General features: G+C 46.0%; 12 protein-coding genes. 5 read left to right on the top strand and 7 right to left on the bottom strand.

Translation table 11 applies throughout. The features are described from left to right. Positions 1-11: 11 nt before the first annotated feature. Complete coding sequence (locus tag IEY18_RS08985) at positions 12-713, bottom strand: spondin domain-containing protein (RefSeq protein ID WP_188919923.1); 702 nt, start codon at positions 711-713, stop codon at positions 12-14. A gap of 425 nt (positions 714-1,138) precedes the next feature. Between IEY18_RS08985 and IEY18_RS08980 the strand changes: the two genes are divergently transcribed. From IEY18_RS08980 to putP, 3 genes are all read left to right on the top strand, one after another. Further along, positions 1,139-3,730 carry a putative bifunctional diguanylate cyclase/phosphodiesterase gene (locus IEY18_RS08980; protein WP_188919921.1) on the top strand — a complete coding sequence of 864 codons (2,592 nt, stop codon included), beginning with the start codon at positions 1,139-1,141 and terminating at the stop codon, positions 3,728-3,730. A gap of 83 nt (positions 3,731-3,813) precedes the next feature. Further along, positions 3,814-4,617 carry an SDR family oxidoreductase gene (locus IEY18_RS08975; protein ID WP_188919920.1) on the top strand — a complete coding sequence of 268 codons (804 nt, stop codon included), beginning with the start codon at positions 3,814-3,816 and terminating at the stop codon, positions 4,615-4,617. Positions 4,618-4,830: 213 nt separating this feature from the next. Further along, positions 4,831-6,321, top strand: a complete 1,491-nt coding sequence (gene putP, locus IEY18_RS08970; RefSeq protein WP_188919918.1) for a sodium/proline symporter PutP — start codon at positions 4,831-4,833, stop codon at positions 6,319-6,321. A 401-nt stretch (positions 6,322-6,722) separates the two neighbouring features. On the opposite strand, the gene IEY18_RS08965 is transcribed toward putP, so the two are convergent. From IEY18_RS08965 to purH, 3 genes are all read right to left on the bottom strand, one after another. Next, on the bottom strand, positions 6,723-7,340 hold the full coding sequence (locus tag IEY18_RS08965; RefSeq protein ID WP_188919916.1) for a protein-disulfide isomerase: 618 nt from the start codon (positions 7,338-7,340) through the stop codon (positions 6,723-6,725). A 198-nt stretch (positions 7,341-7,538) separates the two neighbouring features. Beyond that, entirely contained in the window at positions 7,539-8,822 is a 1,284-nt protein-coding gene (gene purD, locus IEY18_RS08960; RefSeq protein WP_188919914.1) for a phosphoribosylamine--glycine ligase, read from the bottom strand. Positions 8,823-8,892: 70 nt separating this feature from the next. After that, positions 8,893-10,482 (bottom strand): bifunctional phosphoribosylaminoimidazolecarboxamide formyltransferase/IMP cyclohydrolase, encoded by a 1,590-nt coding sequence (gene purH / locus IEY18_RS08955; RefSeq protein WP_188919912.1) that lies wholly within the window; start codon positions 10,480-10,482, stop codon positions 8,893-8,895. A 295-nt stretch (positions 10,483-10,777) separates the two neighbouring features. On the opposite strand from purH, the gene zntR reads away from it, so the two are divergent. Beyond that, on the top strand, positions 10,778-11,245 hold the full coding sequence (gene zntR / locus IEY18_RS08950; RefSeq protein WP_188919910.1) for a Zn(2+)-responsive transcriptional regulator: 468 nt from the start codon (positions 10,778-10,780) through the stop codon (positions 11,243-11,245). A 2-nt stretch (positions 11,246-11,247) separates the two neighbouring features. Then, the gene (locus IEY18_RS08945) at positions 11,248-12,666 is read left to right on the top strand and encodes a permease (RefSeq protein WP_188919908.1); all 1,419 of its coding nucleotides are present in this window, start codon (positions 11,248-11,250) and stop codon (positions 12,664-12,666) included. A gap of 156 nt (positions 12,667-12,822) precedes the next feature. Here IEY18_RS08945 and IEY18_RS08940 read toward each other — a convergent pair whose 3' ends face one another. The 3 genes from IEY18_RS08940 to IEY18_RS08930 form a co-directional block, all read right to left on the bottom strand. Further along, a complete protein-coding gene (locus IEY18_RS08940; RefSeq protein WP_188919906.1) occupies positions 12,823-13,233 on the bottom strand; it encodes a hypothetical protein in 411 nt (136 codons plus the stop codon). A gap of 257 nt (positions 13,234-13,490) precedes the next feature. After that, entirely contained in the window at positions 13,491-15,554 is a 2,064-nt protein-coding gene (locus IEY18_RS08935) for a S9 family peptidase (protein WP_188919905.1), read from the bottom strand. Positions 15,555-15,854: 300 nt separating this feature from the next. After that, positions 15,855-16,253: a nitrous oxide-stimulated promoter family protein gene (locus tag IEY18_RS08930; protein ID WP_188919903.1), complete on the bottom strand. Its 399-nt coding sequence runs from the start codon at positions 16,251-16,253 to the stop codon at positions 15,855-15,857. Positions 16,254-16,541: the final 288 nt, after the last annotated feature.

Here is a 16,541-nt window from a genome sequence, read left to right as displayed (position 1 = left end):
GGATGTCCTCCTTACTTCACAACAACAGTGATGCGTGCAACTGGGTTTAACCAGCGATGAATGCGGCTATCTAAGTCACTTGCTCCGCCATTGGGGTCGGTGTCACCCAATACACCAGGGTGAATATGTACTTTGTCATTGCTCGAACCGTCCATGACTCCAGTTCCGTTCGCGCCGCCATCCATGCCCGGTGCAGCAGGGATTCCCGGGGTACCGGCAGCACCACCGCCATTGATGATTTCATCATTGGCCTCAGTGCCTGCGTCATAAGCATTGAGGTTTAGGGTATATGTGCCTGCTTCTGTTGGAATCTCCCATGCATCTAACCCGACAAAGGCATCGTTTGTGGGAAGTAACATTGCAGTGACCGATAAGTGGGTCATGGTTAGCGTATCTAACATAATGCTATCAACGTGGGCGCCGGGAAATAATAAACCTCCAGCAGGGTTCTCAGATGTGACACCTCCAGCACCGGTGACTGCCGCTGCAAGATCTGCGATATCGCCACCTTCAGCCATTTTTTGTAGGGCTGGCGTTGCCATTTCTCCTGCTTGGAATAGATGGCTATCACCATCATGGGCTGCAATAAGAATGGGAGTAAATTGATTACCATGAGTGAGGTTTTGAACGGATATTTCAAGTTCTGCTGCAGCCACTGTTTGGCTCATAATTCCGCTGACGATCAGTGCGCTTGCTAAGGTTTTAAGTTTCATGCCATGTCTCCTTGATAGTGTATGCACTGATAATGGCAGTTGATTATCACCCTGATATCGCCGATTTATCACAAAAGTTTAACATCTTGATTTTGTACCGCATGGATCGCAATTTTTGCTAATGCTATTAGGTTTCTTCACAATCAATGCGCTACATCAAAGTCTCACCCATCAGATATGGGCAATCTAACGCTCACTTTAGCTTTGTTTAAAGTAATGCCAAACGGGCATGAATACTGGGATTGCGGGTTGTTCATCTATACAAAAATGTGGGTTTTAAACTTACTCTTTTGAAATTAGATAGTTAGCTTTGCAGTAGTAGTGAGATTGTAGGCGAGACGAATTAGGGAGGATGAGTTTAAGGTCAAGAAATGATCGGTGTCGCGGCGTTGCTTTTTTTGCGTTGGGTCATTTAGCGGCTGTTCATGCATATTTGTAAAAAAGTCATTTTATCTATTATTGGTATAGTTTTCCCTATACTCGCGTTGATTGCGTGGTGGGTGAATGGCTGGTTTTCTGCTCAACTTGAAGCAACCTCTCAGCTATCCAAGCAAAATTTTTCCACGCAAGTTCAGGCTGTCATTGGTCAAAACCTGTCTAGCTTTGAACAATATGCAGCTTTGTATGCCAATACTTACGATATTCTTGTCGAACAGTCTAAATCCCATGGTGACGCTAGGCTTCCCAGTCTTCCTGAAGGGATAGAGGTTTTCAGGTATTCACCAATGAAGCCCAAATACCTTTACCCATTACATTCGCAAGCTGCACAATCGAGCTCTCTGGCTTTCCAACAAGCCCTAAATCAAACGTTCGCTCATGATAGCGGTTTCGTGTGGTTGGGTGGTCAAGCTTACCTCATGCAATTGGTACCGATTGCAGGTGGTGAATCTTTAGTTTTCAGACAGAGTTTGACACCTTCGTATTTGGCCAAATTGATAACGACAAGTGCACGGAGTCCTGTCAGTTCCGATACGCTTTCCCCTGTCCCCAAACCATTGGTGACAAATGCCACCCAATTTGATGTAGAAAACTATGCTGGTATTCGTGTCGCTTTGCCTGCATTTGCGCAAATGCCTTCAATCTACCTGCACGTTCCTTATCATCCCGCAATAGCTGCCGGTTTGACACGAGGGATTGCCTGGTTGCCAGCCGCGACTATTCTTTTGGGGCTATTGATTGTCGCATTGGCTTGTTTGTGGCTAAAACGTGCTGTAGTTGAACCCTTTGCGGAATTAAATCAGCAGCTTGAAGCGATTGATCCCGATGCAAAGTGTGTCGATGAGATTAAGCTCAAGGCTTCTAAAGAGTTCACAAAAGTAGTAGAGCAGTTCAATCATCTGCTCAAAACGATTTCCCTGCATAAAGAGCGCGCGAAAGTTACGCTTGAAGCCATTAATGATGCGGTGATCGTGACCAACACTAATGCCAATATTTGTTATTTAAACCCGCAAGCGGAATCATTATTTGGTCATCATAGTAAACAGGCGTTTGGTAAAGATATTGATCAGTTAGTGAGCAGTGACTCACTATTTACGCCCATGATTAGCAAGCTTTTTCGGAGTGATGATCACCAAACACTAAGCAATAAGGTTAAGCTCAGAACCCAATCTCCCAAAATTGCCGAACGCAATATTAGTAAACTTTTTGGCTATCAAGGTGAGGTTATCGGTAGTGTCATTGTCATCCGCGATATCACACAAGAAGAACTATTGAAAAGCGAGTTAAGACGACGCGCCAATTTTGATCGAGTGACAGGTTTACTTAACCGCAGTGCATTTGAATATCAGGTAGAAAGCTTTATCGCCAATGCGCAATCAGTTGCCATTTGTTATATGGATTTAGAGCAGTTTAAGCTGATTAACGATAATTGTGGCCATTCAGCCGGTGATGAAATGTTAGCGCTCGTTGCGCGAGCAATGCAAAGAAGCCTTGCTGGACGTGGGCTTCTGGCGCGGTTAGGTGGTGACGAATTTGGCCTAGTTTTACAAAACTACTCTAAGCATGAAGCTGAATTGTTATTGAAACTCCTGATCCATAGTGTGTCGTCACAAGTGATGCATAATGATGATTGTCATCATAGCGTCGGCTTAAGTGTTGGCGTTGCATTTGTGGAAGGGCTGAACCGGCCCAAAGCAATGGAAATGCTCAAAGATGCTGATATTGCTTGTCTCGCCGCAAAACGCAAAGGTAATAATCAAATCGACTTTTATGATGATCATGATAAAGAGTTAAATTATCAACGAAACGCGCCTAAATGGGCGGTGCGGATTGCCCAAGCGATAGAACATAACGAACTACTTCTCTACTACCAGCCGATCAAAGGGTTGGCTGCGCATTGCCAACGCAAGCGCCTTGAAATCCTGTTACGCATTCTTGAGCCCAATGGTAATATCTTACCGCCAGCGCAGTTCATTGCCGCGGCCGAGCGGTTTAAGTTGATGACAGAAGTTGATAAAGATGTCATACGTAAAGCCTTTTTATGGCTATCTCTACATGAAGAGGTTTGGCACGATCACTGCCTATCGATCAACCTATCGGGCAATAGTTTAGGTGCCGTTGGTATGATTGAGTACATAAAAGAGCAGCAAGCTCGATTTGAAGTGCCTAGCGAGTGCATCTGTTTTGAGATTACAGAAACCAGTGCCATTCAAAATCAAACTCGCGCCATGGAGATGTTAAAACAATTACGCGCCCTTGGTTTTGCTTTTGCGCTTGATGATTTTGGAACCGGCTTCGCATCATACGGCTACCTCCGAGAGTTGCCTGTTGATTATGTTAAGATTGATGGTTGCTTTATCAAGAGCTTAGCGACTAATGCAAAAGATTATGCCATTGTTAAATCCATTCATGACGTGTCTATCTCGATGGGCATTCAGACTGTAGCCGAATTTGTGGAAAACCAAGATATCATTGAAGCACTCCATGAAATCGGTATTAACTACGCACAGGGTTATGCCATTGGCCGGCCGAAGCCACTGGAAGAATATTTACCGCTACGCAACGCGAAACGCGCCTAAAAACGAATCATTTGTTCATTTGAATTCAGCCAATGAATGTGCGAGATTTGAGTTACCTCGTCACTTGCCTGAAGGCTTCTGCTGTGAACTCCATTCAAAACAAAGTTGTAATTCTAACGGGTGCCTCTGAAGGGATTGGTCGCGCATTGGCACTTGAACTGGCTCAGTTAGGTTGCCGTTTGGTGATTACCGCTCGCAACCTAGCGCGACTAGAGTCTTTGGCTACAGAACTTGAAGCTTTGGGGGCTGAAGTGGTCGTTGAGCCTGGCGATATCAGTGTGCAACAAGATTGCCAGCGTATTGTTGCAACTGCGCTAGCACAATTCGGACACATCGATATTGTGATTAACAATGCTGGCATGACGATGTGGACTCGGTTTGATCAGTTGTCGAATCTAGATGTGCTTGATGATGTGATGCGCGTGAACTATTTGGGTCCGGCTTACCTGACACATGCGGCGCTACCACACTTAAAGCAAAGCCAAGGGCAAATTGTGGTTGTGGCGTCTGTTGCAGGCCTTACTGGTGTGCCAACGCGCAGTGGCTATAGTGCATCTAAGCATGCGGTTATGGGCTTTTTTGATTCATTACGAATTGAATTGGCTGATGACAACATCGCGGTGACAATGCTCTGCCCTGATTTTGTTTTATCGGAAATACACAAGAGAGCCTTGGACGGTGAGGGAAAGCCGTTGGGGCAATCTCCCATGCAAGAGTCAAAAATTATGACGGCTGCACAGTGTGCGCAGCAAATGCTTCCTGCAATTATTCATCGAGAGCGCCAATTGATTACCTCAACTCGCGGCCGATTAGGGCGTTGGTTAAAACTGTTTGCACCACAGCTGATCGATAAAATTGCACGCAAAGCCATCCAATCCGGACATTAATTTTCTAAAATTCTGTAATCGGCACCCCTGCTGAGCTGAATGATTAGACTAGTGTCGCCTTTTCTATTTGTCCTCGATGTGGTTTATTAGCATTACATCAATAACAATTGATGGTCTCTTTGCATAAATCGGTGGGCCATTACATGGGCAACTCGGGTTGCTTCAATTGGCATGTGCCTATCCACATAATAACGACTTAAAGAGGATTATAAGATGGAAAATAGCTTTGCTATTTCAGCCACATTTATTGCTTACCTAATTTTAATGCTAGCCATTGGTGTCATCGCGTATCGTCGCACATCAAATTCATCAGATTATTTTCTTGGTGGGCGTTCGTTGGGGCCTTGGCCTGCAGCGTTATCTGCTGGGGCTTCAGATATGAGTGGTTGGCTATTACTCGGTTTACCTGGTTATGCTTATGCTTCGGGATTTGAAGCGTTTTGGTTGGCAGGTGCTCTGCTGATAGGCACGTGGGCGAATTGGTTGATTTGTGCCAAACGCTTACGTACGTATAGCATCACGACCGATGCGTTAACATTGCCAGAATTCTTTGCGCGTCGATTTCAAGATTCCTCAAAGTTAATTCAAACGATATCAGCGTTCTTCATTCTATTGTTCTTCCTATTTTATACCAGCTCAGGGCTGGTCGCTGGTGGTAAGTTATTTGAAACTGTCTTTGGGCTAGATTACACCGCAGCAGTCATTATTGGCACCGTGTGCGTCATGTCGTATACATTATTTGGTGGTTTTCTCGCGGTATCATGGACTGATTTGGTGCAGGGGTTGTTGATGGCCGCTGCGTTGTTGTTGGTGCCTATTGCCGCTATGAATGGTGGAGTTACGCAATTGAGTGCAGATCTCACGAGCATTAACCCAGAGCTATTAACGTTATGGAATGATGCCAAAGGCCAACCGTTATCGCTTATCGCGATTTTATCGTTAGTCGGCTGGGGTTTAGGTTACTTTGGTCAACCACATATTTTAGCGCGCTTTAAGGCAACTCGAACCAATCGAGATTTGCAGGCAGCACGACGCATCGCGGTGATTTGGTCTGCCGTTTCGATGGCAGGAGCAATGCTCGTTGGTTTTGTGGGGTTGGTTTATGTCACCCAAAATAGCAATGTGACACTTGATGATGGTGAGAAGATCTTTATGTTGCTGGTGAATGCCATGTTCCATCCTGTGATTGCAGGTATCTTATTGGCCGCGATATTAGCCGCAATTATGAGCACAGCAGATTCTCAGTTGTTGGTATCATCTTCGGCGCTGGCTGAGGATTTTTATAAGCAATGGCTTAACCCACAAGCCACTTCTGAACAAGTGGTGCTGGTGGGCCGTTTAGCGGTGTTGATCTTATCAGTGATTGCATTGATGCTGGCACTATCCCCTGATAGTTCGGTTTTAGGTTTGGTATCCTATGCATGGGCAGGGTTTGGTGCTGCGTTTGGGCCGGCTGTGATATTGAGTTTGTATTGGCGTCAAATGAATCGTTATGGTGCCCTTGCTGGTGTGCTTGTTGGCGGCGTAACCATCGTGGTTTGGAAACAGATCTCGGGTGGTTGGTTTGATGTGTATGAAATTATTCCCGGCATTATTTTCTCGTCTGTGGCGATTGTCGTCATAAGTAAAGCGACCGGTGGTGCAGATCAACAGGTAGCAACGCTGCATCAGCAATTTGAAGCGGACTTAAAAGATTTGCCATGAACAAACAGGCATGTCCGGATTAAACAGAGCCACTTCTGGAGCGGCAAAACTTGTCTATTCGGTGAAGGTTGATATGCTGAATGAAGAAGAATGAACGGAGGAATAATCCGTGGATAGTAAAAAAGCCCGACGATTGAATATCATCATTGCAGTGTTTTTTGCGCTTGCAATGTTGGTGACATCTTATGTGATATCCGATCGCTCCTTATCTCAGAACGTAAATTTTCTGTTGATCGCGGTTTGGTTGGTGCCGTTTTTCTTTTTTTCGAAAAGAGCCCAATCTTGCAAGTCTGAGCAAGAGCAAAAAGACTAAGCGCAAGATATACACTGGGTGTTATCTATAACAAAAAACCTGCTTTGCAGGTTTTTTGTTTTGGAGTCAGGGGTCTTTAGGTCGCGTTCTATTTATTCGCTTGAATGGCTGCGAACTCATTGCTCACTGCAGAGACGACACTTTGAGGATCGGCAAGATGCTTAGAATGATCGATAAAAATTGCGTCATCATTAAGCGTCATCACCAGTGCGGGAAAGTTAGACGTACCGATCAATTGCTGTATTTCAGCAATCGTTTCTAAGGCTGTTTCTGCATCGATGCTGAGCTCGTTACGAAATACCTTATTGGAAGGTGACAACTTAAATTGTTCGATAATGGCATTAAAATCATGCTTTTTATCGAGTGGATTTCCATTTACAAAATGTGCTTTTTGGATTGCATTGAGTACATCAAGTTGTTTGTCACCTTGCTTGTTTTGTAGCCAAGTCATTAAGTTCGCACAAGCAATAGAGCTTTTAGGGCTGTTCACGTAACGAAGGTGATCTTTTCCGAACTTCAATCCGCTGATTTGCGCGACGGTTTCTACTTGTGCTTCTCCTGCACAATCCTTGCCTATGTAGTGGGCACAATGCAGCAGGTGTACCGTCATTTCTGGGTGTGCTTGTTTGAGTGCGTTGACAAGTGGTGTCGCGGCATAACTCCAAGGGCAATGGGAATCGTAGACAAAATATAGCGCAGTGGTCATTCAGTGGTTTCTTGTTAGCGAGCAGTAGCGATGATCCTAATGAGTTTGTCGGTATTATTCAATCATTGAACGCGAAACGACACACTAAAACGTAAAGCTGCTGAGCTACTGATGTACAAAGAAAGAGGCAAAAAAATACCTTGCCAAAGCAAGGTATTTGATTCAATTCATTTTCAAATAGATTCAAGAGGCAGAAAACTATTTTGCTTCTCGGGCAATGGCTCGGTAAGCAATATCTGTTCTGAAGTAAACATCATCCCAGTGAACTTGATCGACGAGTTGGTACGCGGCCTTTTGCGCTTCAGTCACGTTAAGGCCCAACGCGGTCGCACATAAAACACGTCCGCCATTCGTGACCACCTGCTCATCTTGACTCGCCGTCCCAGCGTGGAAGATTTTTGCGTCTTGGGTGCCTAAAGATAGACCCTCGATAACATCACCTTTACGGTAAGCTTCTGGATATCCTCCAGCGGCCAATACGACACCAACAGCAGGTCTGCTATCGTACTCTGCTGTGACTTGGTCAAGTTCACCTTTGCAAGCAGCTAAGCAAAGCGCGACTAAATCTGATTTTAGGCGCATCATAATCGGCTGAGTTTCTGGGTCACCAAATCGGCAGTTATATTCCAGTACCTTGGCGCTGCCATCGGGAGCTATCATAAGGCCGGCATATAAAAATCCGGTATAAACGTTGCCTTCTGCAGCCATACCGTCGACCGTAGGCCGGATAACATGGTTCATGGTCCAGTCATGGACGGCTTGAGTCACGACAGGCGCTGGAGAATAAGCTCCCATGCCCCCGGTATTTGGGCCATTATCGCCGTTGTCACGAGCTTTATGATCTTGGCTGGTGGCCATTGGAAGAATATTTTCTCCATCAACCATGACAATGAAGCTGGCTTCTTCGCCAACGAGGAACTCTTCAACAACAACACGTGAGCCTGCTTCGCCAAACTTATTACCTTCAAGCATGTCTTCGATTGCAGCGTCGGCTTGCGCTTGAGTTTCTGCAATAATGACGCCTTTGCCTGCTGCTAATCCGTCCGCCTTAATGACAATTGGGCAGCCCATTTGAGCCACGTAAGCTTTAGCTGGTGCGATCTCGGTGAAGTTTTGATAGGCCGCCGTAGGAATGTTATGGCGTGCTAAGAAATCTTTCGTAAATGCTTTAGAGCCTTCCAACTGCGCAGCATCTTTTGTTGGACCAAAGATGGCAAGGCCTGCAGCGCGGAATGCATCGACCACGCCGATGACTAATGGCGCTTCTGGGCCAACAATGGTTAGCTCAACCTGTTTTTCTTGAGCGAATGCAAGTAGTGCTTCAATGTCGCATGCATCAATAGCGACATTTTCAATGTTTGGCTCTAGCAAAGTGCCTGCATTGCCCGGTGCGACATAAACTGTAGTGACTTGAGGTGATTGTGCTGCTTTCCACGCCAGCGCATGTTCACGGCCGCCGCCACCAATTACGAGTACATTCATGTTTTGATCCTATGCCGCGATGCGCACGAACCTATGTTGGAGGTGGCATCGCATTATTTCAGTAAAAATATTAATGGCGGAAATGACGCATGCCAGTAAAGACCATCGCCATACCATGTTCGTCCGCGGCTTGAATGATTTCTTCATCGCGGATAGAGCCACCTGGCTGAATGATACAACTAATTCCCGCAGCTGCCGCAGCATCAATACCGTCACGGAATGGGAAGAATGCATCAGAGGCCATGACAGAATCTTGCACTTCAAGACCTTCATCAGCGGCTTTGATACCTGCAATTTTAGCGCTGTAAACTCGACTCATTTGGCCGGCACCAACACCGATTGTCATCTTGTTTTTGGCGTAAACAATGGCATTTGATTTTACGAATTTAGCGACCTTCCAGCAAAATAATAGGTCATTTAGTTCTGCAGCGGTCGGTTGACGCTTGGTGACAACTTTAAAGTCTTCTAAACCAACCATGCCGTTATCGCGATCTTGTAATAACATGCCGCCTTTGACGCGTTTGAAGTCTAGGCTGGTGCTTGTGCTATCCCACTGGCCGCATTCGAGTAGACGAACATTGGTTTTAGCTGCAACAACCGCGCGCGCGCCTTGGCTGACTGCTGGTGCAATAATGACTTCTACAAACTGTCGGTCAACAATGGCTTGCGCTGTGGCTGCATCCAACTCTGCGTTGAACGCGATGATGCCACCAAAAGCCGAAGTCGGATCGGTTTTAAATGCTCGTTCATAAGCTTCTAATAGGTTCTCACCCACGGCAACACCACAAGGGTTGGCGTGCTTTACAATGACACATGCCGGTTCGTTGAATTCTTTCACGCATTCCAGTGCAGCGTCAGTATCAGCGATGTTGTTATAAGACAGAGCTTTACCTTGTAATTGCACTGAGGTAGCGATTGACGCTTCGTCTTGCACTGTATCCACATAAAATGCAGCAGTTTGGTGACTATTCTCGCCGTAGCGTAAGTCTTGTTTCTTCACCAACTGTGTGTTGAATGTACGCGGGAATTGAGAGTCTTCATTGCACTCATCTTGGCTATGAGCTGGAACCATAGTTCCGAAGTAGTTCGCGATCATGCCATCGTATGCAGCAGTGTGCTCGTAGGCTGCAATCGCCAGATCAAATCGGGTTGCATATTCAGTGCTACCTTGGTTGCTAGCCATTTCAGCGAGCACGCGATCATAATCCTTGGCATTAACCACAATGGTTACATCTTTATGGTTTTTCGCAGCTGCGCGCACCATGGTTGGGCCGCCAATGTCGATATTCTCGATGGCGTCTTCTAGGGTGCAGCCTTCTTTCGCGACGGTTTGAGCAAATGGGTACAGATTCACCACAACAAGGTCGATGGCTTGAATACTGTTTTGCTCCATAACGGTTTCATCGGTGCCACGACGCGCAAGAATTCCACCATGCACTTTAGGATGCAAGGTCTTTACACGACCGTCCATGATCTCTGGGTGACCAGTGTAATCCGATACTTCAATAACTGGCACGTCGTTGTCGGCTAAAAGGCGAGCGGTGCCGCCTGTGGATAGCAACTCAACACCTTGAGCGTGCAAAGCTTGGGCAAACTCAAGTATTCCGGTTTTATCTGAAACGCTTAACAGCGCGCGACGAATGGGTCTGGCATTATTCATTTTGGGTACAGGGTCCAGTAGTTGTTATGCAAGGATCTTTCGGAAAACAGAACAGTCTCAGGCGAGGCCGCCTTTGATCTGCTTTACAAAAGTCCCTATTTTTGGGGTACTGGTACGCTAGCGCGCGTATTCTATCCCAAAAAAGGTAATCTGGGGGTATTTTATACTCGATTTCACAATATTGATTTCAGAACGTGCCCTAATTGAAATTAATTTGGGTTCAACTCTTGACCCTAGATTTAACTCCAAGGTTTATACTTCTATTCACTGCTCATGATTCATTGAAGAAATTGCTATGTATAAGATTGGAGAGCTGGCGCAGCTCTGTGAGATAAAAACGGATACTTTACGCTTCTATGAGAAGCATGGTTTGCTGGCGCCATCATCCAGAACAGATGCCGGATATCGTATTTATACTGAGAATGACGCTGCGCGTTTACGGTTTATTCTCAGAGCAAAAGCAGTTGGGTTCACGCTAAATGAAATCACAGAACTTCTTTCTATTGAGTTGGACAAGTCCAATTGGGCTTGTGCCGACGTCAAGGGTCTAGTGGATAGTAAATTGGAGCAAGTAGTTGCACGTATAGCCGAGCTCAATGCATTTCGTTCGTCTTTGCAAAACTTGTCAAATGCTTGTTGTGGCGGTCCAGAAAGTGCTGAACATTGTTCAATTTTAGACGCGCTTGAAACAGAGCAGGGGCTAGAGAAGCCGCTCATCAAAGGTGTCAACCACCATAACGCGATTGTGAAGGCCGAGAGATAATCATGCTTGTATCGAATTTTATAGAACTGTTTTTAGATTCCGCTCCGTGGTTACTGTTGGGGCTTGTGCTTGCCGGAATGTTGAAGATGTTTGTCCCAATGGCCTGGATGCATAAGCAATTGGGCGGTTCAGGCGTGAAAACAACGGTGAAAGCAGCACTTCTTGGGGCACCACTGCCGTTGTGCTCTTGTGGTGTTATCCCCGCAGCCGTAGGGCTACGTCGATCTGGTGCATCCAAAGCTGCAACGACATCGTTCATGGTCTCCACCCCCGAGACCGGTGTCGACTCCGTGACCGTTTCCTATGTATTACTTGGACCGTTCATGGCGATTGTGAGACCAATTGCTGCGGTGGTGAGTGCAATTGTTGCGGGGTTGCTTGTAGGGAGTGACGGTGACGAAGCTGAAGCCAATCAAAAGAAGACGCCACAAGATAAAGTCACAGCAAATAGTGATTCAGGTATGAGTTGCTGTAGTCAAAACGTCAGAAAGGCTGTGCCAGCGCAACCTGCAGAGCCGTCTGCCCCCCAATCAACTTGCTGTGCGAGTAAAAAGTCAGAGCTCACACCTGCAAGTAACACAATGGCAGCCGCGCCAACGCTCACGCCCGTCATAATAAGGCCTGTGGCAGTTGAGCAAAGTGCGGTAATGGCTTCTAGGGCTTTAAGTCTTGAGCCCAAGCAAGCCCCGAACGAGGCGAACAGCAGCTGTTGTAGCTCGAAGGTTGAAGTGGTTGCGCCAGCTCAATCAAAATCTTGTTGCGCAACTAAAACCGAGGCGAATAAGGCGCCAGATGCTGAATCTTGCTGCACCTCAACGAAAGATGTTGCCGATGAACTAAAGCAAGAGACTATCGTGCATCGTCTAGGTCAAGGCTTAAAATACGCCGCAACAGATTTGGTGCGTGATACGACTATTTGGCTTTTGATTGGACTGTTCTTCGCTGCGTTGGTGCAAACGTACGTCCCTGGTGACTTTCTAGCAAAGTGGGGAGACGGATTGCTTGCGATGTTGGTGATGGTGCTGGTTTCTATTCCCATGTATATCTGTGCAACGGCATCTACACCGATTGCTGCGGGATTGCTTTTGGCCGGGGTTTCGCCCGGTGCGGTATTAGTATTTATGATGGCTGGCCCCGCGACGAACATCGCAACTTTAGGGGTGGTGACCAAAGAATTAGGTAAACGCGCCTTGCTGGGGTATTTAGGTGGGGTATTGGGTGTTGCTTTGCTTGCTGGTGGGCTTGTCAATTATTTAGTCGCGAATTTTGGGTTTGAAGTGATGCCGCAAATTGGCGAGCATCATCAGTTGTTGCCGCAATCGGTCGTGATTGTGTCTGGTATCGTGCTTGCGGTTTTAATGGCTCGAGTGCTCTTTGAAAAATTGCCAAAGCATTGGTGGCGAAGGGATTGTTGCTCTTAGCGCGTACCGAGATTAGCAAGGTATTTTTGAACGACAAAAAAATGAAAGGCCTGCATTCATCGCAGGCCTTTTAGGTTCTAATGATAGAGCAGGCTTTCTATGGCACCTGAATGCAATTTATAACTTTGCATTTTGGGGGGTTGAGTCGACTTTAAGTTAGTCGCGTTTTTCGGCTTTTTCATCATTGGCTTGAGCTTCGGTATCATGGTTATCATTGACCTCTGCCTCTGCCTCTGCCTCTGCCTTTGTGCTCTGAGTGTCTGCATTATCTTCGTTGGTGTCGGTGCTTAAAGCTTCTTCGCTGCCTTCTTCGGCATCTTCAGCCGCTTCTTCAGGTGTCTCTGGTAGCGGTGGGCGTGCGACTTTATCCTCAATTAAAGCAAAAATGACGACCATGCCAAAGCCAGCGAGCCACCATATTTTGTCATATAAAAAGATGGTGGGTGCGATAATTGAAACGAAGAACAGGCTAAATGACCACTTTAAAACCTGATTTTTTTTGGCAATGAAAAAAGTAACAAAAAATAGATAAATGACAGTCAAAATTGTAAGCAATATATCGTTCATAGAGGAACCTTATAGTTAGTGCCAGTCGTCGTGGTTGTATCGCCAGGGTGCTTCGGTGCGCTCATTTAAACTTTAACGCTGTTGATTGCGTGTTGGGTTCTTCGAGTTTACTTGTTGCATATTTTAGTTGGATTTTGGGCGATTGACTGGCCATTCTATCCTTTGGCTTCTAGAGTATGTTGCGTTTTTGTTGGAAGTGTGTCGAATATCACAGCTCGCTAAAGTTGCGAGCTGTGAATAGTGAAGTGGCTAAATGATTAGTTCACTTTTTTTCCTAGGACATAGTGCTCAAACCACTTTTTGTCCCATGTCATTTTCGCTCTGCGGTGTTGATATTTGCTTAGGCCGTGACCTTCTCCCGGATAAACAATTAGCTCTACAGGAATGTTGAGGTAATTTTTGAGTGCTCGATATAACCCTTGCGCATGGCCAAGTGGAACGCGAGCATCATTCTCTCCGATGTGGATTAGGGTTGGCGTTTTAATTTTGTCGGCATAGGTGAGTGAAGAACCATGGCTATAAGCTTCTGGTTTTTCCCATGGGAGCCCTTGCATAAAGTTGACCACATGCCCTGGTGTGTCTTCCATAATCCATTGAAGCCGTTGATCAAACACCCCTGCACCAGAACTTGCCGCTTTGAATCGCGTCGTCGTGCTGATTAAAGCATTTGTGAGATAACCGCCGTTACTCCAACCCATGACGGCCATCTTATCGCCATCGACAACGCCATCGGCAATCAGTTGATCAACGCCGGCTAGGATGTCATTGACCTCGATATCATGTTCTCGGCCAACAAGCTCTGTAAGGAATTTATCGCCGTAACCGGTAGAACCACGATAGTTTGGCGAGAGCAGTGCCCAGCCAGTCGCGGTGAATGTACTACGGCCATATGAGCGGTGCTGCAGCGCATAGGGAGTTGCAGCAGTCGGGCCACCATGGATTTGGACAATAAGCGGCAATGGACCGTCGGTCTTTTTATAGTCGGCAGGTAATTCAAGAATACCTTCGACTAGTGAGCCATCAGGCGCTTTCCATTTGACGATGGAAATTTGTGGTAGCTTCCAGTTCTCGACTTGAGGATTGATATTGCTGATCCGCTTTGGTTTTGCTTTATTGCGATCGGCATCTGCTACGAATAAGTCAGAAAAATGAGTTAACCCATTGTGGTTAAAGCTAACAGTTTCACCATCCTGACTAAAACTAAAGCTGCCAATGACTCGATCGCCAGCAATGACGGTGCGAGTCTTGCCTTGTTTGCCCTTGTTGATCTGGGTGCAGTAAAGCTCGACTCGGCCATGGTTCGCGCCACGATAACAAAGTTCTTGGTTATCAGGTCGCCAAGTGTGGTCGTTTGAAGTCAGGGTTGTGTCGCCCGGCCGTTTTATCGCAAGTGTTTGTTGACCTTGCTTTGAGTGCTGAACAACAAATAATTTTCCCGGATGCCCGTCGAAGTCGACTCGAAAAGCCAGTTGCTTGTTGTCTTCATGCCAGTCGAGGCCAAGCAGCCAACCATAAGGAGAGGGGGCATTTTCACGCCATTGGCTATCTTCCAAAATCGTATTTTTTTGAGTTTTAGTATTGAAAATTTCAACATCAGACCAGCCTTCAAGATAGACCAACTCATTGTCTTGCGTGGTTATACGTGCAATTTTGCTTTCATCGTTGTTGACGTCAAAATGCCAAACCACTTTGTCATCATCAAGTAGCTTTTGTTGTTTGTAACTGACTAAATCTAATTTATAGAGTGGGTTGGTATTACGCTCTCCATGGGCATATTCTGGCGCTTGATGACTGGCGCGGAGGCTCGCCCATGTATCGGTGTCTGTGCTGGTTTTATTGCCAAGAAAATATAAGCTTTTGCCATTTTGACTTAGCTCAAAGGCGTTTACGCCCTGATTTTCTTTGGTGATCGGCACCGCGTCACCGCCACCGGCTGCAATTCGAAAAACCTGACGTTTACCATTAAAAGGGGCCTTACCTTGATCATCACCCATTTGACCTAGAAAGTAGATGTACTGGCCATCAGGGCTCCACACCGCTGCAGACTCTTTCTCATTGGTGAATGTTAAGCGCTTACTTTGTTTGGTGTTATGATCAATTTGCCAAATATCACTTTGGGTCTTGTCCAGTTCCTTGTCCCATCGCGTTTCTAGCCAGATTGATTGTTGACCATTTGGGCTGATTTTTACACTGTGCATCAAGCCAATATCAAAAAAATCGTCAATGGTTATGGTGTGGTTTCGCTCGGCTGTTTGTGCAAAGCTGCTCCAACCGACTGCACAGGTTAACGCCACAAGGCTTAACTTCCCCAAATTCTTCATGTTTTTTCCTAGATGTTTTTATTTTATGCATGACCATGCTTCAAGAGCATGGAGGATGGTCAATACACTAGCGTAAACCAGGATTGTTTGGCTAGAAGTGCAATGGAGTTTTCTTTCTCAGTTGTTCAGTGACCTAGGATTTGCTTGAATGTTGAATGCTGAAAACAAAAGCAGAGAATAGAAAAGGGCGCTTGTTGTGTGCTCTTGAGCGTTGTCGCAGCCACTAGTGACGCAGCTGCGTTTGGATACTATCGCTAGTCATATCTGTATAGACAGCGAAGAGTGAGGTTGCTCGATAGATTAGTTGCTATCTACCTGTTTAATTTTGATTCTTTGGTGGCGGTTGGATGCGGCTGCCGGTGGTTTGCCCGGAACGGGTTGTCGCTCTGCAAGTAGATGTTTGATTGCCATAATGGGGTGTGGCAATAACATTCTCGGCCCCCCATAGACCATGATTTCCTTGGCTTTAGCGCGCATATGAGGCTTGTAGCAATGAACAGGGCACTTGTTGCAGGTCGGTTTATTCTGACCGTATGGACAACGGTCTAACTTCTCATGTGCGTAAGCTAGGAACTCTTGGCAATCTTGGCAGTCAGCCCACGTGGTCTCTTTATGGTGAGCTTTGCAATATATCTTGACCATTGCTTCAATAGTCTTGAATTCATAAAGGAGCTTGCCAGATAAGATTTCTTGAGACACTGCATATACCTTAGTGTTTTGGTCGGGTATTGTTAGGCTATCTTTTTCTTTGCATGTGTAACAGTTTTCTTGCGATTTTTTTGAAGGTGCGCACAAAATATTTCTTTTTAGCCTGTTTATGTGGTTATCCACTGCTCCATCCGCGTTTTAAGCTAGTCATTCTGCCGTATGTACCCCTAAGAATCTTGGTGCCAGTATTTACTAAATACCTCATCTAAAAGTTGGAAATACTGCCGCTAAGGCGACATTTTGAACAAGAATGTAATCAGAGGTCGAATTTTGAGGTGG

The sequence above is a fragment of the Shewanella gelidii genome, from assembly GCF_014647855.1.
Classification (GTDB): domain Bacteria; phylum Pseudomonadota; class Gammaproteobacteria; order Enterobacterales; family Shewanellaceae; genus Shewanella; species Shewanella gelidii.
Note: the sequence above shows the minus strand (reverse complement) of the source record. Positions and strands in the feature narration are given on the sequence as shown.

Coding starts and splice junctions, on each gene's coding strand:
- IEY18_RS08985 (WP_188919923.1), bottom strand. CDS start 713: ATGAAACTTAAAACCTTAGCAAGCGCACTGATCGTCAGCGGAATTATG.
- IEY18_RS08980 (WP_188919921.1), top strand. CDS start 1,139: ATGCATATTTGTAAAAAAGTCATTTTATCTATTATTGGTATAGTTTTC.
- putP (WP_188919918.1), top strand. CDS start 4,831: ATGGAAAATAGCTTTGCTATTTCAGCCACATTTATTGCTTACCTAATT.
- IEY18_RS08965 (WP_188919916.1), bottom strand. CDS start 7,340: ATGACCACTGCGCTATATTTTGTCTACGATTCCCATTGCCCTTGGAGT.
- purD (WP_188919914.1), bottom strand. CDS start 8,822: ATGAATGTACTCGTAATTGGTGGCGGCGGCCGTGAACATGCGCTGGCG.
- purH (WP_188919912.1), bottom strand. CDS start 10,482: ATGAATAATGCCAGACCCATTCGTCGCGCGCTGTTAAGCGTTTCAGAT.
- zntR (WP_188919910.1), top strand. CDS start 10,778: ATGTATAAGATTGGAGAGCTGGCGCAGCTCTGTGAGATAAAAACGGAT.
- IEY18_RS08945 (WP_188919908.1), top strand. CDS start 11,248: ATGCTTGTATCGAATTTTATAGAACTGTTTTTAGATTCCGCTCCGTGG.
- IEY18_RS08940 (WP_188919906.1), bottom strand. CDS start 13,233: ATGAACGATATATTGCTTACAATTTTGACTGTCATTTATCTATTTTTT.
- IEY18_RS08935 (WP_188919905.1), bottom strand. CDS start 15,554: ATGAAGAATTTGGGGAAGTTAAGCCTTGTGGCGTTAACCTGTGCAGTC.